We start from the raw sequence: 22,283 nt of genomic DNA, 5'->3' as shown, positions 1-22,283 counted from the left end.
GGCCTCTGGAACGGAGACAAAAATGAACATTAAGAGCCTTCTTCTCGGCTCCGCTGCTGCCCTCGCAGTAGTTTCCGGTGCTCAGGCCGCCGACGCCATCGTCGCTGCCGAACCGGAACCGGTTGAGTACGTCCGCGTCTGCGACGCTTACGGCACCGGCTACTTCTACATCCCGGGCACCGAAACCTGCCTCCAGATCGGCGGCTACGTCCGTTTCGACGTTGGCTTCGGTGCTGGCGACGCATTCAACAACAACGGCTCTGAGGACTGGGATGCCCGCACGCGTGCGCACATCAACGTCATCGCAAAGAGCGATACGGAATACGGCGTTCTGACGAGTGCGATCATTCTTGAATCCAATTTCCGTCCGAACGAAGTTGACAGCGACGCTCGTTCGGCTGGAGCATCTTCTACGTTCGGCAGTTCTCAGGACAGCACTGGCATCGACGAGGCTTACATCGATCTCGCCGGCTTCCGTGTTGGTAAGTTCGCCAACTGGTGGGATGATGACTTCTCGGGCGAAACCGACGTCATGACGACCCTCGATGGTTCGACGAAGCAGAACTCCATCCGCTATCAGTACGACGCTGGCGACTTCTATGCCGGTATCGCTCTCGAAGAACTGGTTCAGACAGAGGGCGGAAATGCCAACAACCTCGGTATCGACGGTTCCATCGGCGGCAAGGTCGGCGGCTTCACCTATGCGATTATCGGCGCTTACGACACCGACGCCCAGGAAGGCGCCGTACTCGCAAAGGTCGGCGTTGACGTTGGCCCGGGCACGCTTTCGGTTGCCGGTATCTATTCCACCGGTCTGGGCGATCAGGGCTTCAACGGCTACTACGACGCCGGCGAATGGTCCGTGGCTGCTCAGTACGCGCTCAAGGCAACCGACAAGTTCACGGTCACCCCTGCTGTTCAGTACATCGACAACATCGATGCCGACGCGAGTGGCAGCTGGGACAGCGGTAGCGAGCTGCGTGCTGGCGTTACGCTCGATTACAAGGTCGTAGAGAACCTTTCCACAAAGCTCACTGCAACCTATGTTTCGGACGATCACGACAACGCGGCGGATCAGGACTGGGTCGAAGGCTTCTTCCGCCTGCAGCGCGACTTCTAATCAAACGCGATAAAACTGATCTGAATTGACCTCTGATCAGTTTCGAGGGAAGAGCCCGGTATCCCAGCCGGGCTCTTCTTCAATTCAGGCGGTCAGCCCCTTTGCGAAAATATTAAGGCTCGAACGAAGGTAGGCTCGAGTCCGCTTCGCGCGTCTTTCCAAATCCATTTCCGCCCGGCCGATGCTCAAGCTTCCGAAGACGATGCCGATCAGCATGGTGGCTGCAGCGTCTGCGTCAGCAACCGTTATACGGCCCTTCTGCTTCATCTGCCTGAGCCACTCGGCGAGCTTTGCACGCGCGAGGCTGAAATCGTCCCGCAATTCCGCGACGTGTTCCGCCGCTTCCCAGCCGACCTCTATCATGAAGTAGTCATTCATGCCGGGCGCGTCTGCCGCACCGTCTTCATCGATAAAGAAGATTCTGGCGAGCTGTTCCTCCAGCGGAAGCTGGTCATCAATTTCCGGTACGAAGAAAATGGAATCGCTTCGAGATTTCAGTATATCCCGCAGAAGGTCAGCTTTTCCGTTGAAGAACTCGTAGAAGGTTCGTTTGGAAATGCCGCATCTGGCCGCTATCACATCAACCGTCGTATTGATGTATCCGCATTCGATGAAGACATCGCATCCCACGCCGATTATCTCATCCCGTCGCTGATCGGTGTCCACGCTTTTAGGACGCCCGCGCGGCCTTTTTACATTTTCCCCAGTTTTTGAACTCACGATCCCTCATCGCTTATAATTTTTTTCCACCCCGGCTTCGACTGATACATGAACCGGCCTGGCCGGTACAGGCCGTCTGGACCCGCTCATCCGACGCGCGGCCCTCACGCCCAGCTCACGCATTGTCACCGTTGCGTTACGATCTCAAGCTTCTCAAAAGAATTTGCCCGAAGCAATACAGATGTTATTTTGTGCGACACACATTGCCATCGCGCGGCACGCTCTGATTACGTGCCTTGATTGCGTGCCGGGGGGCAAGAGATAGACGATGGAAAGTTCGTACAGGCGCAGGAAACAGCCGGAGCTGGTCAAGCGGACCCTGATAGATGAAGCGGCAAAACTTGCCGTGCGGGAAGGGCTTGCCTCCGTGACCGTTCAGGCCGTATCGGACGCAGCGGGCGTGACCAAGGGCGGCTTCATCCATCATTTTCCGAGCAAGAAGGACCTGATCGACGCCGTCTTCGGGGAACTTCTTGAAGCGATCGATGACGATATCGATGCCCGTATGGCCAAGGACCCCGAGCCGTATGGCGCGTTCACGCGCGCCTACATCAACTCGGTCTTCCAAAACAATCTCTGCGCCAAGGGCGGCCAGTGGGCGCCGCTGACGATTTCGGCGCTGACGGATCCGTATCTGCGCGAACTCATGGCAAGCTGGGTCGAGGAACGGGCGCAGCGCCACAATGAGACGGATGGCGATACGCACTTGAAGATCGCGCGCCTGGCTGCCGACGGCATCTGGCTCGCCCATCTTTATAAGATCAAGATCACCGATCCGGAGACGCTGAGGTCTGAGCTTTTGGCAACCACCAGAAAGCCGGATGCGCAGCGCAAGAACTAGGATACTTGCACCGAATCGGGTATGCGCCCTACAACCTAAGTCTAAGCCGCCGCGTTCGTTTGCAACTTATTAACCATATTACCTGAAGCTTTCCTAATTTGCTTGGGGGAGTCGAGGTCATGTATGCGCTGAAGACGGTGGAGGAGGTTGCCGACGAGCCGGATGGGCACAGCGCGGAGGCGTTGCGGCATGTCCTTTCCAGGCTCGCGGAAGAGGCGTCCACGCTCGGCATCGATCTCGTCGATATCGCCGGCGCCATCCAGGACATGGCGGCGATGTCGGCGCGCCATGCGACGGCATTCGACGATGTGACGCGGACAGCACTTTCGATCGCCGAGACGAACCGGGCAGTTGCCGTGTCGCTCAACGAGACGGACCGGACAGCAGCGGAGGCCCGGCACATGCTGAAGGAATCGGCCGGCCGCCTGTCGGGCTCGGTCGAAGAGATCGGCCATATGGTGGAGTCCTCTGAGGAGATCAGCGCCGAGATCAATACCTTCTCCAAATCGCTTGCCGATGTCGACAAGGTTGCCGCAGAGATCAGCACCATCGCGCGGCAGACGAACCTTTTGGCGCTCAACGCCGCAATCGAAGCGGCACGCGCCGGCGAAGCGGGCAAGGGCTTTGCCGTCGTCGCCTCGGAAATCCGCGCGCTGTCGCTACAGACCTCCAAGGCGACTGGCTCCATCCAGGATACGCTGGACGAGCTGCGCATCAGGATCGACCGTCTCTCGGCGGCAGGCAGCGGTGCGCGCGAAAGTGCTGCCGGCGTCAAGGACAAGTCCGAGGCGATGCGCGGCGCATTCACCAAGATGGAGCATGTGATCACCCAGATCCTCGACAGCTCCACGGTCATGGCAAGGACCACCGAGGCTGTCGACCAGCAATGCGCCGGTTTCGTCGCCAAGCTCGGCGAGATGTCGGCCGAAGTGCTGCATTCCAACGTGAAGCTCCAGCACGCCGCAAAGCGCGTCGACAGCGTCGTCGGCCTTTCCGAGAAACTGGTGCAGTTGACAGCAAGCGCCGGTGTGCAAACGGCAGACAGCCTCTGGATCGCCAAGGCGCAAGGTGTGGCCGCCGCGATTTCCGACGTCTTCGAACATGCCGTCGCCGAGGGCCGCATCGGCTTCGAGGCGTTGTTCAACCGGCAGTACCGGCCGATCCCGGGAACCGATCCGGTGCAGCTCATGGCGGCTTTCACGGAACTCACCGACCGCCTGCTGCCGCCGATCCAGGAGCCCGTCGCAGCCTGCGACGAGCGCATCGCCTTTTGCGCGGCGGTCGACGAGAACGGCTATCTGCCGACGCACAACCGGAAATTCTCCGAACCCCAGCGACCGGGCGATACGGTGTGGAACACCGCCAACTGCCGCAGCCGGCGCATCTTCAACGACCGCGTCGGCCTCGCCGCGGGAAAAAGCACAGCACCTTTCCTCGTGCAGACCTATCGCCGCGACATGGGCGGCGGCAGTTTCGTGATGATGAAGGACATCTCCGCGCCGATCACCGTCTGCGGGCGGCATTGGGGCGGGCTGAGGCTGGCGGTAAAGGTCTAGCGTTGCCGCCCGCACTCCGCCGGTCTATACCGCGCCCATGAGATTGCGCACCGACATCTTCGTTTCCGCCCTCCTGCGCCGCGTTTTCGCCAGGGGCGATTTCGCCGCTATTGAGAAGAAGGGGGCGGAGGAAGCAGGTGCCATCTTCATCCGCCAGCATTTCCGCGACGGGCTCGAAACGCTCTACGCGCCTGCGCCGCAAAGCGTCTTCGGTGAGCAGGAGAGCGGCATGCGTCTTTTTGAAATCAGGCTTGACAAAGCGGAAGCCGAGAAGGTGCGCGAACTGCTCGACCGCGAGCGGAAGTTCGATCCGGATCTCTGGATCGTCGAGCTCGAAGCCGAAGACGTCGCGGAGATCGTGCCGCTGGCCGACGAGCGGCAGACCCCCCTCTGAAGTTCTTACCGGCGGCCGACGATGCGGCTATCGCGTGCCGGCGGCTCCTGGCGCATGGCGCGCGGGGCGGAAGCGGCGGCTTGCTCGGCCGGCACCTGGTCTTCCGGCTTGTAGGTATAGCTGTCGGCGCGACGCCAGGCTTCGACCCGCTGATGGCATTCGTCCGGATCGAGCGCATCCAGCACCATCCAGGCGCGAGTCACGTTGTGCTGCGGCTCGGAAAGATGCGGATACAGTCTCTCCAGCACGAAAACGGCGTCGAGAAAGCCCATGCCGAGGCTGGTCAGGGTCGTTGCGAGCTGCTGGCCGGAGAGATCCAGCATGATGCGCTCGGCGAGCCAGCGGCTGGCCGAAAGCGCCTCGGCAAGCGCCGTTGCGAAGGACCCGGCCTCCCGTGCGCGAGCAAAGCGGACGAGCAGCGCCTCCTGCATGTCGGACAGCGTGCGCAGGCCGAGGCGGTTGCCGTCATTGCGTCCGAGATGTCGTGCCAGCCCCTTGATCCTTTCGCGCATCGCCTCTTCGCTGGCAAGGCGCGCGACGAAATCGGCCGCCTCCATCGAGGCAGCGCTCGGCGGGAGCGCATGCGCTCCTGCCGGCTCTTCGGCAACGGCGGCTGGCGCAGTCTGGCGCGGCTCGGCCTGACGCAGCGCCACAAGCGCATCGATGACCTTCGGCGAAAGGCTGTCGCGGCTGACGATCGCCCGGGCGTGGGCAGCTCCCTGCGACCGGGCGATGACGATCAACGTATCGTCGTCGACCGCCTGCGAAGCCGTCAGGAACGGCGCGGCGATTGCGATCGGCTGGCTGCCGATGAAGAGGGCAACGGCCGATGGTATGGTCTTGCACTGGGAAAGTGCGGCAACCGCCTGGCGGCGAGCTTCGTCGGAAGAGGCCTGAAAAAGCGGCATGAACAGTTCGGCGAACTGGCGCAGCTCGGATCGGGTGGGATGCGCCAACCCTTCGAAACTGCTGACTGTCGCCATCAATACCACATCCTTTTTCCGGATGGCCAGGGGCCCCTCTAGGTCTCGAAACCGGTCACGCACACGAACACCCTGGGAAACGCGGAACTCGGGCCCTCATGCGCTGGCGGAACGCACATCAACCCATACGAAGATGAACAAAACCTACACCGGCACGGTTAACGGTTGCTGAAGATTTTAATCAAATACGAGACGATGATACACGCAAAAAGTGCATCGTGAAGGATCGCCAGCGCAATGAAAAAGCGCCTTGCAGCGGCAAGGCGGTCCGGACGCACACTCGGGATGCAGTTCAAAGACCTTTGTGCGAACGCATGGCCGTCAGCAGCTTTTCGCTATCGGTATGGCCTGCCTGGTAAAGATCGAGCGCGGCAGAGGCGGCAAATCGCGCTTCGGCGCTTTTGATATCGATCCGCTTTTCCGCGCACCATGCGTCCAATGCGCATCTCAGCACATCGAGGTCTTCCGGAGAATATGACGAGTTCAACATCAAAGACATCATCTGCCCTCCGTTCTTGCGGCAAGAGCATACATGGTCTCCCAACCGGCCGTTGCCCTAAAACTCGACTGGCAAAAACACGATACGCTCAAATGCGGCGGCTGCAATTAAATATTGTCTGTGGCGCAAATATGCAACAGTCGCCCTTTCCCCGGGGTTTCGCCGAGTCGTGATTTTAAGTAATTGAAATCATTGTTAAATTATATTCGTGTTTTTGCTCTCGTCGGATTGAAACCAAACGGCTGGTAACCGCGTTTAATAACCGGTGTCGTGCAGACGCCTCGAACCTGCAATATTAGTAAACTGTTAACTATCGTGTGTCTCAATTCGGATAGGAACGGCGCGATTGAGTGCTTCGGTCGTCAAGATTCCGCTTCACGGTATTTCGAATAGGTGCCGTGAGAAAGGCGCGAATGCCCTCGGTCCGGAATATCCGGCGCCGCAGGACGCGCTGGCCCGTGCAGGCGGGCAGGGTGAAATCCGCTCACGTTCATCCGTCTCGGGCAGTGCATGGAGACGAGAATGGCCATAGTAGTCGCATTGGCGGACCGGCGGCCACAGGTGCCACGCCGCAAGGAAAAGGAGCCGGTCAAGGCTCAGATTCTGCTGTTTACGGGCGTACGCTACGAGCGCCTCCCGGAGATGCCGAAGCGCCCGGCGCAGCGCGCATCGCGTGTGGAGAACCGCGTGGAGAACGAGTGAGGCCAGGCCTCAGTCGGCGGGTGCATAGGCCTCACAGCCGGCGCCCGCGAGGAAGCTTCTGGCTGCCTCATCGAAGCTTGCCTGCGGGGCAAGCGTTCTGAGCACCGCATAGCCTTGCGGGTGGCTCATCTCGACAAGAATGGTCGGCTGCAGTTCCGCCGGCAGCGATTTGCGCAAACCGGTAAGCTGGATCGGCGTTGCGACGAGAACATCCAGCGCTCCCCCCACAGACGTTCTGTCATTCATGCTGAAGACTTCGTTCGAGGCGCCGTCATAGACGGCGATCGACCAGAACGGCACGTTGCCTTTTGCCGTGAAGCGGACGGGGTTGTCTTCCAGATCGAAGGCGCAGACGGCGGTGCGCAGGAAAGGATCGCTGTTTGCTAGCCCCGCGTCGTCGTTTTGTGCTGAGAGCAGATAGAAATGGTTCGCATCGCCCTCAGCAAGCACCCGCGTCTGGGCGTCCCTGCCGGTGTAGTGCGGCAGCGCGAGAATGATGACGAGATGCAGCAGTGCGGCGCCGAAGAGGCCGGTCAGGATTGAAAATATCAGCCTAAGCATTGCCGCATCCGATCTTCGTAAGCCTCGGCATAGCGAGATCGATGACGCCCGAACTTCCGGCAGTCGGCGTGTCGAACAGCGTCAGCACCAGCCGGAACGTGCCGGCGGCGGGAAGCGCCAGCCAGTTGCCCGGTCTTGCATTGGCGGAAATGTCGATCGTGAAGCTGCTGTCGGCCTGGCGCAGGATCGTCCAGGAATTCAGCGCCGCCGGCAGCCCGGGACGGATAGAGGCGGGATTGCCGCTGTTGTCCGAAGTAAACAGCGTCCACAGCCGGGCAGGCGGCGTCTGGCCGCTGATGCGGTAGCTGCAGGTCGCGTTCAGCCGCTCGCCGCTGTCGTCGACGCTCGCCGTGAATGTCAGCCCCTCGGCGCTGCCATAAAGCAGCTTGCCGGCTCGGGCGCGGTGGGACTTCGCATAAGGATCGGCATCGGCCGTCTGCAATTCGGGAAAGGCTTCCCAGGCGCCGAGCTTGATTGCGCCAAACCCTTGCGTCGCGTCCAACGCATAGAGCGAAACCACGATTCCGCCGCCGAAAGCGACAATCAGCGTGATCGCGATAAAAAGCGGGAATCGAAACACTGCATGCCCTTGGAAACAAATCAGGCGAAAGGGTTAGCATTGATTCCGGCGGGGTGGAATGGCGCGGGCGCGGGCGCGGCCGAATACGCGGTGGAGGATTGGGGTGATATGTGGAGGAAGGAGAAGCTGCCATGCCAAAGACGAGCGACGATTTGCTGCCCAATCCGCATCCGGGTGAAATATTTCGAAAGGAGTTCTTGAAGCCGGCAGCTCGACGGAGATGCATCGGCAGACGTCGCAGTGTCACCGGAGCGGATCGCTGACATTGTGGACGGCAAGTGCGAGATGACATCCAAATTGGGCGACATCTCGCATTACCTGCAAGGTCTATGAGGCTCTTCGCCGCGCGGACGCACCATGGCTGGGCTCCTGTGACGAGCGCAGGAATGAGGTTCGTGGGGGTGAACACCCAGCCACCCATCGGTCTTGCAGTGAAACCTACCCCGCGCTCGCCACCTTCTGCGCTTCGAGCGGCGGGGCGGATTTCAGCTTTTCGCCGAGGTCCTTGAGGATCCTGGTCGATTCCACCGAGAGCATGCGGGGACGGATGAGCTGTGGGATGCTGTCTTCGGGTTTGGCGGCGGCGGACTTGGCGGTGTCTTTGGCCGGCGGCGCCGGGTTTTCGACGCCGGGGATGGGACGCAGCACGATGCCCTGGTGGGCGTAATCCATGGCGCGCTTGAAGGTCATGGCGGGAAGCGAGCCGCCGGTCATGTTGTTCGTCGAGGTGTAGTCGTCATTGCCGAACCAGACGGCGCAGGTGTAGTTGCCGGTGAAGCCGACGAACCAGGCGTCGCGATAGGCCTGCGTCGTGCCGGTCTTGCCGCCGGTGAGGATGCCGTTGTCGAGCGCTGCCTTGCGGGCGGTGCCGAAATAGGGGATGCGGGTCAGCATCTGGTTCATGTAGGCATCGGCTTTTTCCGACAGCACGCGCTTGGCCGGCGGCTCGTCGCGGTCGAAATCGTAGAGCACGTCGCCGCCGTAATCGAGGATCTGGGCGATGCCATGGCGACGTGATTGATAGCCGCCCGCCGGAAACACGGCATAAGCCGTCGCCTGGTCGAGAACGGTGACTTCCGACGTTCCGATCGGGATTGTCACGTCGTCGCGCACCGGCGATTCGATGCCCATCGCCTTGGCCATGGCGCGGATCGGCTGGATGCCAAGCTTGTCCTTGGCAAGCCGCACCGGGATCGTGTTGATCGATTGCGCGATCGCCGTTTCGAGCGTAACGCGCCCGGCATAGCGGTTCGCGTAGTTGTGCGGGCTCCAGTTGCCCCAATAGATCGGCGCATCGACGATGGTAGTCTGCGGGGTCATGCCGCTCTCCATCGCCACTGCATAGGTATAGACCTTGAAGGAGGAGCCCGGCTGGCGCAGCGCCCGCGTCGCGCGGTTGAACTGGCTTTCGCCGTAGTCCCGTCCTCCGACCATGGCGCGCACCGCACCGCCGTTTTCAAGCATCACCATCGCGCCCTGCTTGGCGTGAAAGGACTCGCCATATTCGCGCAGCGACGTCTCGACTGCATCTTCTGCCGCCTTCTGGATACCCATGTCGATCGTGGTGCGCACGATCAGTGAATGCTGGTGGAAGCGGGCGGCAAGACGCTGGACCTCCTCGAAGGCCCAGTCGAGGAAGAAATCGGGCGATTCCTGCTCGTTGCGGTCGACGATCGTCGCCGGACTGCGGCGGGCGGCAATCACCTGGCCCTCGGTCATCAATCCGCTCTGGACGATATTGGTAAGCACTTCGTTGGCACGGGCGCGCGCCGCTGGCAAATTGACGTGGGGCGCATATTTCGCCGGCGCCTTGAAGAGGCCGGCAAGCATGGCCGATTCTGCGAGGTTCACATCGGTGATGTTCTTGCCGAAATAGAACTGCGAGGCCGCCGCCGCACCGAAGGTGCCGCCGCCCATATAGGCGCGGTCGAGATAGGTGGAGAGGATCTCCTTCTTCGACAGGTTGGCTTCGAGCCAGAGCGCCAGGAAGGCTTCGGTGATCTTGCGGTCGATCGAGCGCTCGTTGGACAGGAAAAGGTTCTTGGCAAGCTGCTGCGTCAGCGTCGAGCCGCCCTGGACGACTTCGCCGGCGCGGGCATTCTCGCTCATGGCGCGGAACAGGCCGATGAAATCAATGCCGAAATGGTCGAAGAAGCGGCGGTCCTCGGTGGCGAGCACCGCCTTGATCAGCGAATCCGGCAATTCGTCGATAGGCACCGAATTCTGATGGATGACGCCGCGGTGGCCGATGACATTGCCGTAGCGGTCGGTGAAGGTGACGGCGAAATCGCCGCGATTGCGCCAATCTTCCTTGGTAGCCTCGAAGGCAGGCTGGGCGAGGAGGAGCATCAGAACCGACCCGGCAGCGCCGAGCGTCAACGCTTCGCCGCTAAGTTCGAAGACTAAGCGCTTCCAGCCGCGCACGCGGAAGCGGCGGAAAAAGATGGTGACGTCTTCCCAGATCTCGGCGGAGCGGAAACCGGCGTTCCAGAGGGTGGAATCGATCCATGAATCGATCTTCAGCAGGATGTGCCGGCTCCTGCGAGGGCGTTCTTCTGGATTGTCCGGATCCTGCACGTTCTATATTCCCGCCCGATCGCGCTTGACGGCTGGCGAGCCAGGCGTCAGAGCACAGCCATCCTTCGGCATTGCGCTCTTCGATAAACGAAGCATGCTGAATAATTGATTGATTTGGCGGCCGATAACAAGAGAATTGAAGGCGTCTCACGCGGATTTGCGGACGCTGTTGCAAGAAAACGAATGATGAACGAACTACCCTTCTGGAAGCGGAAAACGCTGAACGAAATGAACCGCGAGGAATGGGAAAGCCTCTGCGACGGCTGCGGACTCTGTTGCCTCAACAAGCTGGAGGAGTGGGATTCGGGCGACGTCTATTTCACCTCCGTTGCCTGCAAGCTCCTTGACGGCCAAAGCTGCCGCTGCTCGAACTACGAGAAGCGGCGGGATTTCGTGCCGGACTGCGTGCAGCTGACGAAGGCGAACGTGCAGGAAATCGCCTGGCTGCCGCCGACCTGTGGCTACCGACTGGTGAACGAGGGGCGCGATCTTTACTGGTGGCATCGGCTGGTTTCCGGCGACCCGGAAACCGTGCACCAGGCCGGCATTTCCGCCCGCGGGCGGACGATCAGCGAGACGGAGATCGATCCCGACCACCTGGAAGATTATATCGTCGATTGGCCGCTGACGGTGGGCGACGGCGAGCGGGCGAAGAAGTAGATCCTAAGCGGCGGCGAAGCTTTCGAACGTGAAGGACGGGAAAGTGGCAGCAGACCTCAAGGGAAAGGCGGCACTCGTTGCCGGACGCACGCGCGGCTCCGGACGCGGGATCGTCGTGGAACTCGGCGCGGCGGGCGCGACCGGTCGCACGACAGAGAGCGGCAATTGGAATACGGAAGGCCGGAAACGATCGAGGAGACGACGGAGTTGGTGACGGCTGCCGGCGGCAAGGGCATTGCCCTGCGCGTCGACGGGCTTTCGGGCGGCTGCTCGCCGGACAGGCTGGATGTGCTCGTCTTGGCGCTGACGGCGCTGATCCTGGACGGCGGCGGCGAGCCGAGGGTGCGGGGGATTTGAAGGATCCGCCGTCTCGCCTTTTGAGTTTTATGGGTTTATCGCTGCTTGGGCGGCTGTGGCGCCGGGCGCTGCGTTTCGCGCGCCGGGCGGATCTGGCGCCACTCGTTTTCCATCTGGTCGACGAGGTGCTGTGGAATGGTGGGCTGGCTGTTGGCGGGCGTTTGCATTCGGTCTCCTGTCCTTCGGCGAGCTTCGACAGGAAACGCATGACATAGGCCAAATGCGGTGTAAATCAGGGGCTTAAACGCTTTAAACGATTGAAATTATTTTAATCGATTAGGACCAGGTCACATTTCATGGTTATCCACATCGACCGGATATTCTTCTTCGATGCTGTGCGGCAAAGCCTGTTCAAAGGGACCCTTTCCGAGGGGCAGGTCGAGGGCATGACGGCGATTCTCGACTTCTTCGAGCAACGCATGCCGCAGGCGGACTGGCGGTGGCTGGCCTACATCCTGGCGACGGCTTTCCACGAGACGGCCTTCACGATGCAGCCGGTGCGTGAGACCCTGGCCGGCTGCGACGCAAGGGCGATCGAGATTCTCGACCGCGCCTATGCGGCAGGCAAGCTTTCCTGGGTGAAGACCGTTTACTGGAAGCCGGACGAGGACGGAAAGTGCTGGCTGGGCCGCGGGCTGGTTCAGCTCACCCACAAGCGCAACTACGAGGCGATGAGTGCGATCACCGGCATCGACCTCGTCGCCGAGCCGGACCGTGCGATGGAGATGGCGGCCGCCGTGACGATCCTGATCGAGGGCATGCTGGTTGGCAGTTTCACCGGGCACAGGCTTGCCGACCACCTGAACGCCGAAAAGGAAGACTGGGTGAACGCACGCCGCATCGTCAACGGCACTGACCGGGCGGAGAAGCTCGCCGAATACGGCCGGACCTTCCATGCGGCCCTGCGCCGCAAAGAGGCGCCGGGCATTCTGCAGCGGTTGAAGGGGTGGCTTGCGCGTGCTATCGCGCGGCTTCGTTGAAGATGAGGAGTGCCCCGGTGATCCGCCATATCGTTTTCTTCACCGCAAGCGCGGAAAACCTGGAGACGGTGCGCGCCGGGCTTTCGGTGCTGACGGCGATTCCGCATGCGCGGCTGTTGGAGATCGGCACCAATGTGAAGACCGACCAGCTCGGCACCGATGTCGACCTGGTGGTCTACGGCGAATTCGACGACGAGGCGGCACTTGCGGCTTATAAGGCGCATCCTGATTACCAGCGCTCGATCGAACTCGTGCGGCCGGTTCGGGAAATGCGGATCGCGGCGGATTACGATGTTGAGACAGCGGTAAGGCAGCCGCTCGGCTGATTGCGATTGACGGTTTGCGACGGCCCTGTGGGCCTCCTCACCATGAAAGCGTTTGATTGCGGATCGTTTGAAGTTTCGCGCTTCACCTGAATTTTGCCCCTCACTCCTCACTCCTCACCCTCACCCTCTCCCCGCGCGCCTGGGGCGAGGGGACATGGCCCACGCCGGCTGCCGGCGCCGTGTAAGAGGGCGCGGCATATCCCTTCTCCCCGTGATCACGGGCAGAAGGTGGTGGCAGACGGATGAGGGACAGCGGCAGACTCTCAGGAAAACACCATGAACATCCGATCTTTCCTGCCGTGGGGCTTTACGGCGGACGAAAGATTGTGGCCGAGAAGAAGGCGGCGTCCGGTTTCCTGAGCTGGCAGCGCAGGGGCGGGCGAACTGGACGGGGTGCTCTTATGCGGCGCTGTCGCGCGAGGGCTTCATGAGAACCCGGTGGGGGCGATCGCTGCGTGCGGCTGACGCGCGCGCACCGGGAGGCGAAGGCCAAGCTGCACGAAGCGGAGACGCGGTTCAGGGCTGTGACGGAACCAGCTGCTTTGCCGATCTGACCATTCCCGCCAGCATGAAAACGAAGACCAGGGCGAGGGCGGCGAGCGCTGCGCAGATGGTGAGCGTCAGTCCGGTGCCGACGCGGTCGAGGGTGGCGGTGAATATGACGGGGGCGATGGCGTTGGCAAGGTTTTGCGGCAGCGAGAGGCGGGCGGCTTGCAGGCCGTATTCGCGGGGCGAGAAGAAGGCGAGCGGCAGCAGCGCACGGGCAACGGCAAGCACGCCGGAGCCGAAGCCGTACATCACGATGAAGGCGACAAGGAGCGGCGTCGAGGTGCCGCATAGCAAAAGCATGAGGAAGCTTACCAGCATGAGGCTGATGCCCATGACCGAGGTGAGGATCGGGTTGCCGCGTTTTCCGAGCAGCATGTCGAGCCCGCGGGCGGAAATGCCGATGACGCCGCGGGCGGAGCCGAGCTGCAGGGCAAGCGCCGGCGAGGCACCGGACTGGCGGAAGATTTCGATCAGCGAGGGCGCAATGCCGAAGCTGATGAAGGTGCCGAGCGTCGTCGAGGTGGCAAGCAGCAGGAAGGCCTTGCGGCGCTCACGCGGCGATAGCGCGATCGGTGGGGTATCCGCGGCAGTGCCTTGCGTGTGCGTTGCGGCGGGCTTCGGCAGGGCGAAAAGATGAAGCGGCAGGCAGACGAAAATGTGAAGTGCCGCCGAGGAGATGAAGGCGATGCGCCATCCATAGGCGTCCGTCACCAGCGTCAGGACCGGCCAGAAGAGCGTTGCCGACAGGCCGGTGAAGAGCATGAGGATGGCGATGGTCCGCTTGCCGTTCAGGCCTTCTCGCTCGACGACGGCGGTATAGGCGGGCGCTGAAAGGCCAAGCGCGCCGCCAAGACCGATGACGATCCAGGCAGCCGCATAGAGGACGACCCCATGCGTGGCGGCAAGCATCAGCAGGCCCGTCGCGAAGGTGACCGACGATGCGGCAAGCACGCGGGCTGCACCAAAGCGCGCGAGCCAACGGCCGGTCGCGGGGCCTGCGATGGCGCTGACGACCATCATGACGGTGAGGCCGGCAAAGACCACTTCGTTCGGCAGGCCGAGATCGGGCGCGACGACGCGGCCCATGACGCCGAGCATATCGAAGGTGGTGCCCCAGCCGATGAGCTGGCTGACGGCAAGCACGGCGATCGTCTGCGCCGAGCGCAAGGGGAATTTGAACATTCGTGCTGAAACGGATTTGAGAGCTGAGGACATGGCCCATAGCAGTTTTGCATGTGCGGCGAAAGCCGCGGCAACCATTTGCGGAACGGCGCCTCGCCTGACTGGTAAGAGGTGTGGCTTTGTATCTTCGGCCTTCATCAAGTCGTTTATGAAGGGCGCAAGGAAAACCATGCTCGTCACCCGCCCTCATCCTTGCAGGCTGCGCCCTGCGATGTCTCGCGGGCCGAGCCTATCTTATGAGCCGATTGGACTGTGGGCCGGCCTGTACGCGACGCCGGACGATGCGTGTGTGGTCTTGGCGCTGGCCGATCTGAAGGCGCAGGGATTGAGGTCTTCCTTTATTCCTTCGTGACGATGGACATGACCGAGGGAAATGCGCTGCCCGATCCTTGACGGCGGCGCAGACCAGGCAGCCTATCCCTTCGCGACCTGCCATCCGGCGGCCCGGCAGGTCGTTCGCGGAGGAAATCTCAAGGCGGGACATCTGTGTTTTCACGGCATCCCGCCCTCTCGTCTTTCGGCTGTGGAAGTTCTGGAAAAATACAGTCCAGAATTGTTCTAAACGTCCGGCGTTACAGGGCATTCATTTGCCATTCAGGTCACGTGAGTACATAGTCGGACCAAGTTGGAATTACGTTGGAAGCATGCACATGGCCTCTCCCTTGAGCGTCGTAGTTTTGGCCGCCGGGCTGGCGGTATCGGCGCCCTCACCGGACGAACCGCGCGGTCTGATCGTGCGCGTCGCAGGCGATTGCAGCGCGGCGGCTGAGCAGGTCGTCGAGCAGACGGGCGGGCAGCTTCTTTCCGTGCAGCCATCGGGCAACACCTGCATCATCACCGTTCTCGTCCAGGGCAACGGCCAGCGTCCACGCAAGGTGACCGTCAGGGTTCCGATGTAGGCGGAATCGGCCTATGAAACACCAGTGATACACTCGAGGTGAAAGCGGACCGATGCGCATTCTGGTAGTCGAAGACGATGTCAATCTGAACCGGCAGCTCGCCGATACGCTGAAGGAGGCAGGCTATGTCGTCGATCAGGCCTTCGACGGCGAGGAAGGACATTTCCTCGGTGAAACAGAGCCTTATGACGCGATCATCCTCGACATCGGCCTGCCGGAGATGGATGGCGTCACCGTCCTCGAAAAGTGGCGCGGTGCGGGCCGCGGCGTGCCGGTTCTGATCCTGACGGCCCGCGACCGCTGGAGCGACAAGGTCGCAGGCATCGATGCCGGGGCCGATGACTACGTGACCAAGCCCTTCCATGTCGAGGAAGTGCTGGCGCGCATTCGCGCCCTGATCCGCCGTGCGGCCGGGCATTCCTCCTCCGAGATCATCTGCGGCCCGGTGCGGCTCGACACCAAGACCTCCAAGGCGATGGTCAACGGCGTGACGCTGAAGCTCACCTCGCACGAATACCGGCTGCTTGCCTATCTGATGCACCATATGGGCGAGGTGGTTTCGCGCTCGGAGCTCGTCGAGCACATGTACGACCAGGATTTCGATCGCGATTCCAATACGATCGAGGTATTCGTCGGCCGCCTGCGCAAGAAGATGGGCGTGGACCTGATCGAAACGGTGCGCGGTCTCGGCTACCGCATCCAAGCGCCGAACAATGCGCATTAAGTCGCTCACCGCACGCGTTCTGCTTCTAACGACCGTCTGGTCGACCGTGGCGCTTGTGGTGATCGGCCTGCTGATTTCCACGCTTTACCGCCGCAGCGCCGAGCGCGGTTTCCAGGATCTGCTGCGCGCCCAGCTCTACAACGTCATCAATTCCGTGACGATCGGCGATCAAGGCGCGCTGAGCGGCAGCCCCCAACTCGGCGACCTGCGATTCGCCCAGCCGAGGACCGGCTGGTACTGGGTGGTGGAGCCGCTTGGAACCTACACGGCGGCGCCGCTGGTGTCGCCTTCGCTGGGATCGGCGACGATCCCTGTTCCCTCCGTGCTGGAAGCGCCCTTCGACAAGAATTACGAGCGCTATTACCAGGTGACGGACGCGACCGGAAACCGCGTGCAGGTGGCGGAAACCGAAGTGGTGCTCGACACGGACGGTCGCGCTGCGCGCTTCAGGGTGTCGGGCAATGTCGAGGTCGTCGAGAGCGACGTCAGCAACTTCTCCCACAGTCTCTATCTGGCGCTTGCCGGCTTCGGGGTCGGAAGCCTGATCGTCAATGCGCTTGCCATTCTCTACGGCCTGAAGCCGCTCGACAAGGCGCGCGCGGCGCTGGAGCGTATCCGGGCGGGAGAGAGCGAACTGCTGAAGGGCGATTTCCCGCGGGAAATCCTACCGCTTGCCAACGAGGTGAATGCACTGATCGACAGCAACCGGCGCATCGTCGAGCGCGCCCGGATGCAGGTCGGCAACCTGGCGCATTCGCTGAAGACGCCGATCGCGGTTCTGCTTAACGAGGCGAGGGTGCTTGAGCGCTCGCACGGCGAGCTGGTGCGCAGCCAGGCAGAAGCGATGCAGGGACAGGTGCAATCCTACCTCAACCGGGCACGCATCGCCGCACAGCGCGAATCGGTGCTGGCGCGAACCGATGCGGAACCTGCGCTGGAGCGGCTGGTGCGCGTGATGCGGCGGCTCAATGGCGACAAGGAATTCGAGCTCAACGTGACGCCTCAGAACCTCGCGGTTGCCATGGAGCAGCAGGATCTGGAAGAGACCGTCGGCAACCTTTTGGAGAATGCGTCGCGTTTTGCCACGACGAAGGTGCGGCTCAGCGCAGCCGAAGCCGCCGAGGATGTAAAGGGTGCCGAAGCAAGCGCGCGGCGGCACTGGGTGGAGCTTGTCATCGAGGACGACGGACCGGGACTGGAGCCCGACCAGATCCGCGAGGCGCTGAAGCGCGGGCGGCGATTGGACGAGAGCAAGCCGGGAACGGGCCTCGGGCTTTCGATCGTCACGGAGATTTCCAACGAGTATCAGGGCCGGCTCGAGCTCTCTCGCGGGGAGTGGGGCGGCCTGAAGGCGCGGCTAATCCTGCCCGGCGTCACAAAGGATGTTGCATGAGCAATTGCTTGATGCCACAAAGACATAGGCAATTGCATAGCATGCTTTGCCTTAATGCCGACATGGGGCGATGCGCATCTGGCGGCACTGATTCACACCCCGATGCTGGTTTGACCGAATGATGTTACGACCGAATGTTTTGATCGTTTCTTCGCTTCTTGTTGCCGTTGCGCTGTCGTCGTGCACGACCTCCAGGCCTTCGGCATCGGCGGCGTTCATCACGGCGCTGCAGGGCGGAATTGCCGGCCGCAGCGGCGTGCAGCTGAGCGACAGCGACAAGCAGCGGGCTCTCGAAGCCGAATACCGGGCGCTCGAAGGGGCTGGTGTCGGCCAGCCGGTCGTCTGGAGCGGGCGCAATGTAAGCGGTAAGGTTGTGGCGGCCGCACCCTATCAGGTGGGTTCGCAGAACTGCCGTCAATACACGCATACACTGACTGCGGACAGCAAGGACACCGTCACGCGTGGCGCGGCCTGCCGCAACAGTGACGGAAGCTGGTCGCCGCTCGGCTGACTTCGGCCGGTGCTGCAGATAACGTCCTGCTGATATTGCGGCCAAACGCCTCAAATCTTCGTCATTCCGACTTTGCCAGTTGGAATGGCCCCGCGCTTCAAGTATTTGGGCCGGTATGATGTTCTGGATTCTGGTGGCCACGATGACCGCGGCTGTTGCCGCCTTCCTGCTTTATCCGCTTTTGCGCGGCGCGAAGGCGGCTGACGACGACCGTGCCGGCGAAGCGGCGGTCTACCGCGATCAGCTGCGCGAACTCGATCGCGATCTGGCTGGCGGATTGATTTCGGCCGACGAGGCGGATTATGCGCGGGCCGAAATCGGCCGCAGGCTGATTGCCGTCTCGGCTGCCGAGCCGAAGACGGAACGCAAGCCCGTTCGCCCGCACCGTTTCAGCGAGGCTTTCGTTCTCCTGCTGCTGCCAGTTCTCGGGCTCTGTCTTTACATCACGCTCGGCCGTCCTGATGTGCCGTCGCGGCCGTTGGCGGATCGGCTGGCGGATCCTGGCAACGACATAGCGATGCTGATTGTGAAGGCGGAGCGGCATCTGGCGGAGGATCCGGAAGACGGCAGGGGCTGGGACGTGCTGGCGCCGATCTATTACAATGCGATGCGCATCGCCGATGCGGAGAAGGCCTACCGCAATGCCATCCGGCTGCTCGGGCCGAACCCGATCCGTCTCGACGGGCTGGCCGAAACGCTGATGGCGGGCGCCAACGGTGTCGTCACCGAGGAGACGCGCAAGGTGCTGGAGCAGTCGCTTTCGCTCGAGCCTGACAATCCGCGTGCGAGGTTCTACGTGGCGCTGAGCCTGGAGCAGGCGGGGCAACCGGGGCAGGCGAAGGCGGCCTTCGAGGCGCTGGCGAAAGAATCGCCCGCCGATGCGCCATGGCTGCCGCTGGTCAACGAGCATATCGCCAAAAACGGCGGCGCTCCGGTGGTGGCGGACGGCAAGGCGCCGGGCAATCCAACAGAGGAAGATGTCGCAGCGGCGCAGGATATGAGCAGTAGTGAGCAGCAGCAGATGATCCGCGGCATGGTTGAAAGCCTCGATGCGAAGCTTGTTGCAGACCCGAACAATTTCGAGGGCTGGATGCGGCTTGTCCGCTCCTATGCCGTCTTGAACGACAAGGATCGTGCCGCAAGCGCGCTGAAGCGCGCCTTGGGGGCCTTTCCTGCCGACGGCGAAGAGGGCAGACAGCTGATGGCGCTGGCGCGCGAACTCGGCATTGCGGCGGAAGGAGGAACGGAATGACGCGCAAGCAGAAGCGCCTGGCGGTGATTGGCGGCGGCATGGGCTTCATCCTCGCCGCGGTGCTGCTGGTCATGTTCGCCTTCAGCCAGTCGGTCGCCTATTTCTACATGCCGGCCGATCTTGCCAAAACACCGGTGGCGCCGGAGACGCGCATCCGCCTCGGCGGGCTGGTCGGCGAGGGCAGCGTCGTGCGCGGCGCAGGCTCGACGGTGGAATTTGCCGTCACCGACGGCAGCGGCGATGTGGTAAAGGTCAAATATACCGGCATCCTGCCCGACCTGTTCCGCGAAGGGCAGGGGGTCGTGACGGAAGGCAAGTTTGCGGCCGGCAGCCGGGAGTTTCTCGCCGACACGGTGCTTGCCAAGCACGACGAGAAATACATGCCGAAGGACGTTGCCGACCGGCTGAAGGCGCAGGGTCTGTGGCAGGAAGGCGAGGGTACGCAATGATCATCGAGATCGGTCACTACGCACTTGTCCTGGCGCTGGCGGCAGCGATCGTTGTCTCGCTGGTGCCGGCAATCGGCGCGCGCAGGCTTGACCAGGCGATGATGGATGTCGCGCCGCTTGGCTCCGTCGTGCTCTTTGCGCTAGTGACCTTCTCCTTCGGTGTTTTGACCTATGCCCATGTGGTCTCCGACTTTACCGTCAGGAACGTCTGGGAGAACTCGCATTCGCTGGTGCCGCTGATCTACAGATATTCCGGCGTCTGGGGCAATCACGAAGGCTCGATGATGCTGTGGCTGCTGATCCTTGCGCTGTTCAGCGCCCTGGTGGCGCTCTTCGGCCGCAATCTACCGGACAGGCTGAAGGCCAATGTGCTTTCGGTTCAGGCCTGGATCTCCGCCGCCTTCATCCTCTTCATCCTGTTGACCTCCAACCCGTTCGTCCGCCTCGATCCGGCACCGGCCGAGGGCCGCGACCTCAATCCGGTGCTGCAGGATATCGGGCTCGCCATCCATCCGCCGCTGCTTTATCTCGGTTATGTCGGCTTTTCGGTGTGCTTCTCCTTTGCCGTCGCCGCCTTGATGGAAGGCCGGATCGATGCCGCCTGGGCGCGCTGGGTCAGGCCCTGGACGCTTGCCGCCTGGACCTTCCTGACGCTCGGCATCGCCATGGGCTCCTACTGGGCCTACTACGAACTCGGCTGGGGCGGCTGGTGGTTCTGGGATCCGGTCGAAAACGCCTCCTTCATGCCGTGGCTTGCCGGAACCGCACTGCTGCATTCGGCGCTGGTGATGGAAAAGCGCGAGGCGCTGAAGATCTGGACCGTGCTGCTTGCAATCCTCACCTTCTCGCTGTCGCTGCTCGGCACCTTCCTGGTGCGCTCCGGCGTCTTGACCTCGGTGCATGCCTTTGCCAGCGACCCGAGCCGCGGCGTCTTCATTCTCTGCATTCTCATGCTCTTCATCGGCGGGGCGCTGTCGCTGTTTGCGTTTCGCGCACCGCGTTTGAGTGCGGGCGGCCTGTTTGCGCCGGTCTCGCGCGAAGGCGCCTTGGTGCTGAACAACCTGATCCTCACGGTTGCCTGCGGCACCGTCTTGACCGGGACGCTCTATCCGCTGCTTCTGGAGACGCTCACCGGCGACAAGATCTCCGTTGGCGCGCCGTTCTTCAACATGACCTTCGGGCTCTTGATGGCACCGTTGCTCGTCGCCGTGCCGTTCGGGCCGCTGCTTGCCTGGAAGCGCGGCGACCTTCTGGGCGTGCTGCAGCGGCTCTATGTGGTTGCGGCCTTGGCTTTCGTGGCGGCACTGGTCTTTTTCTATGTCGAGCATGGCGGACCGGTGTTGGCGGTTCTTGGACTGGCGGCCGGGCTGTTCCTCGTCTTCGGTGCCATTGCCGACCTCTGGTATCGCGCAGGCTTCGGCAAGATGGCGGCGGAGGTCGCATGGCGGCGGCTGACAGGCCTGCCGCGCTCGGCCTTCGGCACGGCCTTGGCGCATGCCGGGCTCGGCGTCACCGTGCTCGGCATTGTTACCGTTACGACATTTGCGACCGAGCATGTGCTTGAAATGAAGCCCGGCGAGACCATGGAGGCGGGAGGCTACAGCGTCCATTTCGACGGCATGCAGCCGGCGGCCGGTCCAAACTACAAGGAAGATCGCGGACACTTCAGTATCCGCCGCGGCGGCGTCGAGGTTGCGGATGTCTGGTCGGCAAAGCGCGTCTATGCCGCCCGCCAGATGCCGACGACGGAAGCCGGCATCCTGACCTTCGGGGCAAGCCAGCTCTACGTGTCGCTCGGCGATCCGACCAGGGACGGCGGCATCGTCGTGCGCATCTGGTGGAAGCCGTTCATCCTGTTGATCTGGGGCGGGACGCTGCTGATGGCGGTCGGTGGCTTCGTGTCGCTCTCCGACCGGCGGCTGCGCGTCGGCGCCCCGCGCCGTAAGGCAAAATCGGTAAAACCGGTCTTGGAGGCGGCGGAATGATCCGGCCGATCCTCCTCGCCATCGCGCTGTTTCTTTCTGCAGCACCAGCCTTTGCCGTCAATCCCGACGAGGTGCTGGCCGACCCGGCGCTCGAGGCGCGTGCCCGGGCGTTGTCGGCTGAACTGCGCTGCATGGTCTGTCAGAACCAGTCGATCGACGATTCCGATGCCGACCTTGCCAAGGACCTCAGGCTGCTGGTGCGCGAGCGCATCACCGATGGCGACACCGACGAGGAGGTGCTGAACTACATCGTTTCGCGCTACGGCGAATTCGTGCTGCTGAAGCCAAGACTCAGTACCCGCACCGTCCTGCTTTGGGGCGCGCCAGTGCTCCTGATCATCGTAGGTGGCATCTCACTGCTGGTGTTCGCGCGGCGGCGTGCGGGAAAGCCGACCGGTAGCCCGCTGACGGCGGAGGAGCAGGCAAAGCTCGACGAACTGCTTGGCAAGTGATCACGCCCCCATCTTACTGACAGCATAATGG

The 22,283-nt window shown here is 62.2% G+C and carries 24 protein-coding genes and 1 pseudogene; 17 read left to right on the top strand and 8 right to left on the bottom strand.

Annotated elements, in window-relative coordinates; translation table 11 throughout:
* The first annotated feature begins 22 nt into the window (after positions 1–22).
* The gene (locus ACZ9DP_RS29395; protein WP_074067075.1) at positions 23–1,120 is read left to right on the top strand and encodes a porin; all 1,098 of its coding nucleotides are present in this window, start codon (positions 23–25) and stop codon (positions 1,118–1,120) included.
* An 84-nt stretch (positions 1,121–1,204) separates the two neighbouring features.
* Here the strand turns inward: ACZ9DP_RS29395 and ACZ9DP_RS29390 are convergent, their stop codons facing one another.
* Complete coding sequence (locus tag ACZ9DP_RS29390; RefSeq protein ID WP_476204375.1) at positions 1,205–1,786, bottom strand: TetR/AcrR family transcriptional regulator; 582 nt, start codon at positions 1,784–1,786, stop codon at positions 1,205–1,207.
* Between the two features lie 322 nt (positions 1,787–2,108).
* Between ACZ9DP_RS29390 and ACZ9DP_RS29385 the strand changes: the two genes are divergently transcribed.
* The 3 genes from ACZ9DP_RS29385 (at position 2,109) to ACZ9DP_RS29375 (ending at position 4,631) form a co-directional block, all read left to right on the top strand.
* Complete coding sequence (locus ACZ9DP_RS29385) at positions 2,109–2,681, top strand: TetR/AcrR family transcriptional regulator (RefSeq protein WP_194729264.1); 573 nt, start codon at positions 2,109–2,111, stop codon at positions 2,679–2,681.
* A gap of 119 nt (positions 2,682–2,800) precedes the next feature.
* A complete protein-coding gene (locus ACZ9DP_RS29380; RefSeq protein WP_476204374.1) occupies positions 2,801–4,237 on the top strand; it encodes a methyl-accepting chemotaxis protein in 1,437 nt (478 codons plus the stop codon).
* Between the two features lie 37 nt (positions 4,238–4,274).
* Positions 4,275–4,631, top strand: a complete 357-nt coding sequence (locus ACZ9DP_RS29375) for a DUF1491 family protein (RefSeq protein ID WP_476204373.1) — start codon at positions 4,275–4,277, stop codon at positions 4,629–4,631.
* 5 nt (positions 4,632–4,636) lie between these two features.
* Here the strand turns inward: ACZ9DP_RS29375 and ACZ9DP_RS29370 are convergent, their stop codons facing one another.
* Both ACZ9DP_RS29370 and ACZ9DP_RS29365 read right to left on the bottom strand, forming a co-directional pair.
* Entirely contained in the window at positions 4,637–5,677 is a 1,041-nt protein-coding gene (locus ACZ9DP_RS29370; protein WP_476204372.1) for a DUF2336 domain-containing protein, read from the bottom strand.
* Between the two features lie 229 nt (positions 5,678–5,906).
* Positions 5,907–6,113: a hypothetical protein gene (locus ACZ9DP_RS29365; RefSeq protein WP_028739550.1), complete on the bottom strand. Its 207-nt coding sequence runs from the start codon at positions 6,111–6,113 to the stop codon at positions 5,907–5,909.
* A gap of 522 nt (positions 6,114–6,635) precedes the next feature.
* Here ACZ9DP_RS29365 and ACZ9DP_RS29360 point away from each other — a divergent pair.
* On the top strand, positions 6,636–6,815 hold the full coding sequence (locus ACZ9DP_RS29360; RefSeq protein WP_074067081.1) for a hypothetical protein: 180 nt from the start codon (positions 6,636–6,638) through the stop codon (positions 6,813–6,815).
* Positions 6,816–6,824: 9 nt separating this feature from the next.
* On the opposite strand, the gene ACZ9DP_RS29355 is transcribed toward ACZ9DP_RS29360, so the two are convergent.
* From ACZ9DP_RS29355 to ACZ9DP_RS29345, 3 genes are all read right to left on the bottom strand, one after another.
* Complete coding sequence (locus tag ACZ9DP_RS29355; protein WP_074067082.1) at positions 6,825–7,376, bottom strand: DUF1254 domain-containing protein; 552 nt, start codon at positions 7,374–7,376, stop codon at positions 6,825–6,827.
* Positions 7,369–7,956, bottom strand: coding sequence for a DUF1214 domain-containing protein (locus tag ACZ9DP_RS29350; protein WP_476204371.1), 588 nt, complete (start codon positions 7,954–7,956; stop codon positions 7,369–7,371). Before ACZ9DP_RS29350 ends, ACZ9DP_RS29355 begins: the two co-directional genes overlap by 8 nt.
* A gap of 438 nt (positions 7,957–8,394) precedes the next feature.
* Positions 8,395–10,533 (bottom strand): transglycosylase domain-containing protein, encoded by a 2,139-nt coding sequence (locus tag ACZ9DP_RS29345; RefSeq protein ID WP_476204369.1) that lies wholly within the window; start codon positions 10,531–10,533, stop codon positions 8,395–8,397.
* A gap of 186 nt (positions 10,534–10,719) precedes the next feature.
* Here ACZ9DP_RS29345 and ACZ9DP_RS29340 point away from each other — a divergent pair, with 186 nt between their 5' ends.
* Positions 10,720–11,193: a YcgN family cysteine cluster protein gene (locus ACZ9DP_RS29340; protein ID WP_194730098.1), complete on the top strand. Its 474-nt coding sequence runs from the start codon at positions 10,720–10,722 to the stop codon at positions 11,191–11,193.
* 43 nt (positions 11,194–11,236) lie between these two features.
* A pseudogene (locus tag ACZ9DP_RS29335) lies at positions 11,237–11,451 on the top strand (short-chain dehydrogenase); the annotation flags it as partial.
* Positions 11,452–11,585: 134 nt separating this feature from the next.
* On the opposite strand, the gene ACZ9DP_RS29330 reads toward ACZ9DP_RS29335, so the two are convergent.
* A complete protein-coding gene (locus ACZ9DP_RS29330; protein ID WP_257788097.1) occupies positions 11,586–11,717 on the bottom strand; it encodes a hypothetical protein in 132 nt (43 codons plus the stop codon).
* A gap of 129 nt (positions 11,718–11,846) precedes the next feature.
* On the opposite strand from ACZ9DP_RS29330, the gene ACZ9DP_RS29325 reads away from it, so the two are divergent.
* Together ACZ9DP_RS29325 and ACZ9DP_RS29320 are read left to right on the top strand one after the other, a co-directional pair.
* Positions 11,847–12,530, top strand: a complete 684-nt coding sequence (locus tag ACZ9DP_RS29325; protein WP_476204368.1) for a hypothetical protein — start codon at positions 11,847–11,849, stop codon at positions 12,528–12,530.
* Positions 12,531–12,547: 17 nt separating this feature from the next.
* On the top strand, positions 12,548–12,856 hold the full coding sequence (locus tag ACZ9DP_RS29320; protein WP_194729271.1) for a Dabb family protein: 309 nt from the start codon (positions 12,548–12,550) through the stop codon (positions 12,854–12,856).
* A 516-nt stretch (positions 12,857–13,372) separates the two neighbouring features.
* Here ACZ9DP_RS29320 and ACZ9DP_RS29315 read toward each other — a convergent pair.
* Positions 13,373–14,620 carry an MFS transporter gene (locus ACZ9DP_RS29315; RefSeq protein WP_476205498.1) on the bottom strand — a complete coding sequence of 416 codons (1,248 nt, stop codon included), beginning with the start codon at positions 14,618–14,620 and terminating at the stop codon, positions 13,373–13,375.
* Between the two features lie 617 nt (positions 14,621–15,237).
* On the opposite strand from ACZ9DP_RS29315, the gene ACZ9DP_RS29310 reads away from it, so the two are divergent.
* The 8 genes from ACZ9DP_RS29310 (at position 15,238) to ACZ9DP_RS29275 (ending at position 22,252) form a co-directional block, all read left to right on the top strand.
* On the top strand, positions 15,238–15,486 hold the full coding sequence (locus tag ACZ9DP_RS29310) for a hypothetical protein (protein WP_022714559.1): 249 nt from the start codon (positions 15,238–15,240) through the stop codon (positions 15,484–15,486).
* A 52-nt stretch (positions 15,487–15,538) separates the two neighbouring features.
* Complete coding sequence (locus ACZ9DP_RS29305; RefSeq protein ID WP_074067089.1) at positions 15,539–16,210, top strand: response regulator transcription factor; 672 nt, start codon at positions 15,539–15,541, stop codon at positions 16,208–16,210.
* On the top strand, positions 16,200–17,603 hold the full coding sequence (locus ACZ9DP_RS29300) for a sensor histidine kinase (RefSeq protein WP_022714561.1): 1,404 nt from the start codon (positions 16,200–16,202) through the stop codon (positions 17,601–17,603). Before ACZ9DP_RS29305 ends, ACZ9DP_RS29300 begins: the two co-directional genes overlap by 11 nt.
* A gap of 118 nt (positions 17,604–17,721) precedes the next feature.
* Positions 17,722–18,114 carry a membrane protein gene (locus tag ACZ9DP_RS29295; RefSeq protein WP_039844357.1) on the top strand — a complete coding sequence of 131 codons (393 nt, stop codon included), beginning with the start codon at positions 17,722–17,724 and terminating at the stop codon, positions 18,112–18,114.
* Positions 18,115–18,229: 115 nt separating this feature from the next.
* Positions 18,230–19,366 carry a c-type cytochrome biogenesis protein CcmI gene (ccmI, locus tag ACZ9DP_RS29290; protein WP_476204367.1) on the top strand — a complete coding sequence of 379 codons (1,137 nt, stop codon included), beginning with the start codon at positions 18,230–18,232 and terminating at the stop codon, positions 19,364–19,366.
* Positions 19,363–19,815 carry a cytochrome c maturation protein CcmE gene (gene ccmE, locus ACZ9DP_RS29285; RefSeq protein ID WP_074067092.1) on the top strand — a complete coding sequence of 151 codons (453 nt, stop codon included), beginning with the start codon at positions 19,363–19,365 and terminating at the stop codon, positions 19,813–19,815. Before ccmI ends, ccmE begins: the two co-directional genes overlap by 4 nt.
* Complete coding sequence (locus ACZ9DP_RS29280; protein ID WP_476204366.1) at positions 19,812–21,800, top strand: heme lyase CcmF/NrfE family subunit; 1,989 nt, start codon at positions 19,812–19,814, stop codon at positions 21,798–21,800. Before ccmE ends, ACZ9DP_RS29280 begins: the two co-directional genes overlap by 4 nt.
* Positions 21,797–22,252: a cytochrome c-type biogenesis protein gene (locus ACZ9DP_RS29275; RefSeq protein WP_074067094.1), complete on the top strand. Its 456-nt coding sequence runs from the start codon at positions 21,797–21,799 to the stop codon at positions 22,250–22,252. The genes ACZ9DP_RS29280 and ACZ9DP_RS29275 overlap by 4 nt, the downstream gene beginning before the upstream one ends.
* Positions 22,253–22,283: the final 31 nt, after the last annotated feature.

Source organism: Rhizobium sp. USDA 4016 (genome assembly GCF_056279705.1).
This window is presented reverse-complemented; position numbering and strand designations above follow the sequence as displayed.

Bases quoted from the DNA above. Each gene is read 5' to 3' on its own strand.
- ACZ9DP_RS29380 (WP_476204374.1), top strand. From the start codon at position 2,801: ATGTATGCGCTGAAGACGGTGGAGGAGGTTGCCGACGAGCCGGATGGG.
- ACZ9DP_RS29365 (WP_028739550.1), bottom strand. From the start codon at position 6,113: ATGTCTTTGATGTTGAACTCGTCATATTCTCCGGAAGACCTCGATGTG.
- ACZ9DP_RS29275 (WP_074067094.1), top strand. From the start codon at position 21,797: ATGATCCGGCCGATCCTCCTCGCCATCGCGCTGTTTCTTTCTGCAGCA.
- ACZ9DP_RS29300 (WP_022714561.1), top strand. From the start codon at position 16,200: ATGCGCATTAAGTCGCTCACCGCACGCGTTCTGCTTCTAACGACCGTC.
- ccmE (WP_074067092.1), top strand. From the start codon at position 19,363: ATGACGCGCAAGCAGAAGCGCCTGGCGGTGATTGGCGGCGGCATGGGC.
- ACZ9DP_RS29310 (WP_022714559.1), top strand. From the start codon at position 15,238: ATGGCCTCTCCCTTGAGCGTCGTAGTTTTGGCCGCCGGGCTGGCGGTA.
- ACZ9DP_RS29325 (WP_476204368.1), top strand. From the start codon at position 11,847: ATGGTTATCCACATCGACCGGATATTCTTCTTCGATGCTGTGCGGCAA.
- ACZ9DP_RS29280 (WP_476204366.1), top strand. From the start codon at position 19,812: ATGATCATCGAGATCGGTCACTACGCACTTGTCCTGGCGCTGGCGGCA.
- ccmI (WP_476204367.1), top strand. From the start codon at position 18,230: ATGATGTTCTGGATTCTGGTGGCCACGATGACCGCGGCTGTTGCCGCC.
- ACZ9DP_RS29330 (WP_257788097.1), bottom strand. From the start codon at position 11,717: ATGCAAACGCCCGCCAACAGCCAGCCCACCATTCCACAGCACCTCGTC.
- ACZ9DP_RS29340 (WP_194730098.1), top strand. From the start codon at position 10,720: ATGAACGAACTACCCTTCTGGAAGCGGAAAACGCTGAACGAAATGAAC.
- ACZ9DP_RS29360 (WP_074067081.1), top strand. From the start codon at position 6,636: ATGGCCATAGTAGTCGCATTGGCGGACCGGCGGCCACAGGTGCCACGC.
- ACZ9DP_RS29395 (WP_074067075.1), top strand. From the start codon at position 23: ATGAACATTAAGAGCCTTCTTCTCGGCTCCGCTGCTGCCCTCGCAGTA.
- ACZ9DP_RS29315 (WP_476205498.1), bottom strand. From the start codon at position 14,620: ATGTCCTCAGCTCTCAAATCCGTTTCAGCACGAATGTTCAAATTCCCC.
- ACZ9DP_RS29385 (WP_194729264.1), top strand. From the start codon at position 2,109: ATGGAAAGTTCGTACAGGCGCAGGAAACAGCCGGAGCTGGTCAAGCGG.
- ACZ9DP_RS29355 (WP_074067082.1), bottom strand. From the start codon at position 7,376: ATGCTTAGGCTGATATTTTCAATCCTGACCGGCCTCTTCGGCGCCGCA.
- ACZ9DP_RS29295 (WP_039844357.1), top strand. From the start codon at position 17,722: ATGATGTTACGACCGAATGTTTTGATCGTTTCTTCGCTTCTTGTTGCC.
- ACZ9DP_RS29375 (WP_476204373.1), top strand. From the start codon at position 4,275: ATGAGATTGCGCACCGACATCTTCGTTTCCGCCCTCCTGCGCCGCGTT.
- ACZ9DP_RS29305 (WP_074067089.1), top strand. From the start codon at position 15,539: ATGCGCATTCTGGTAGTCGAAGACGATGTCAATCTGAACCGGCAGCTC.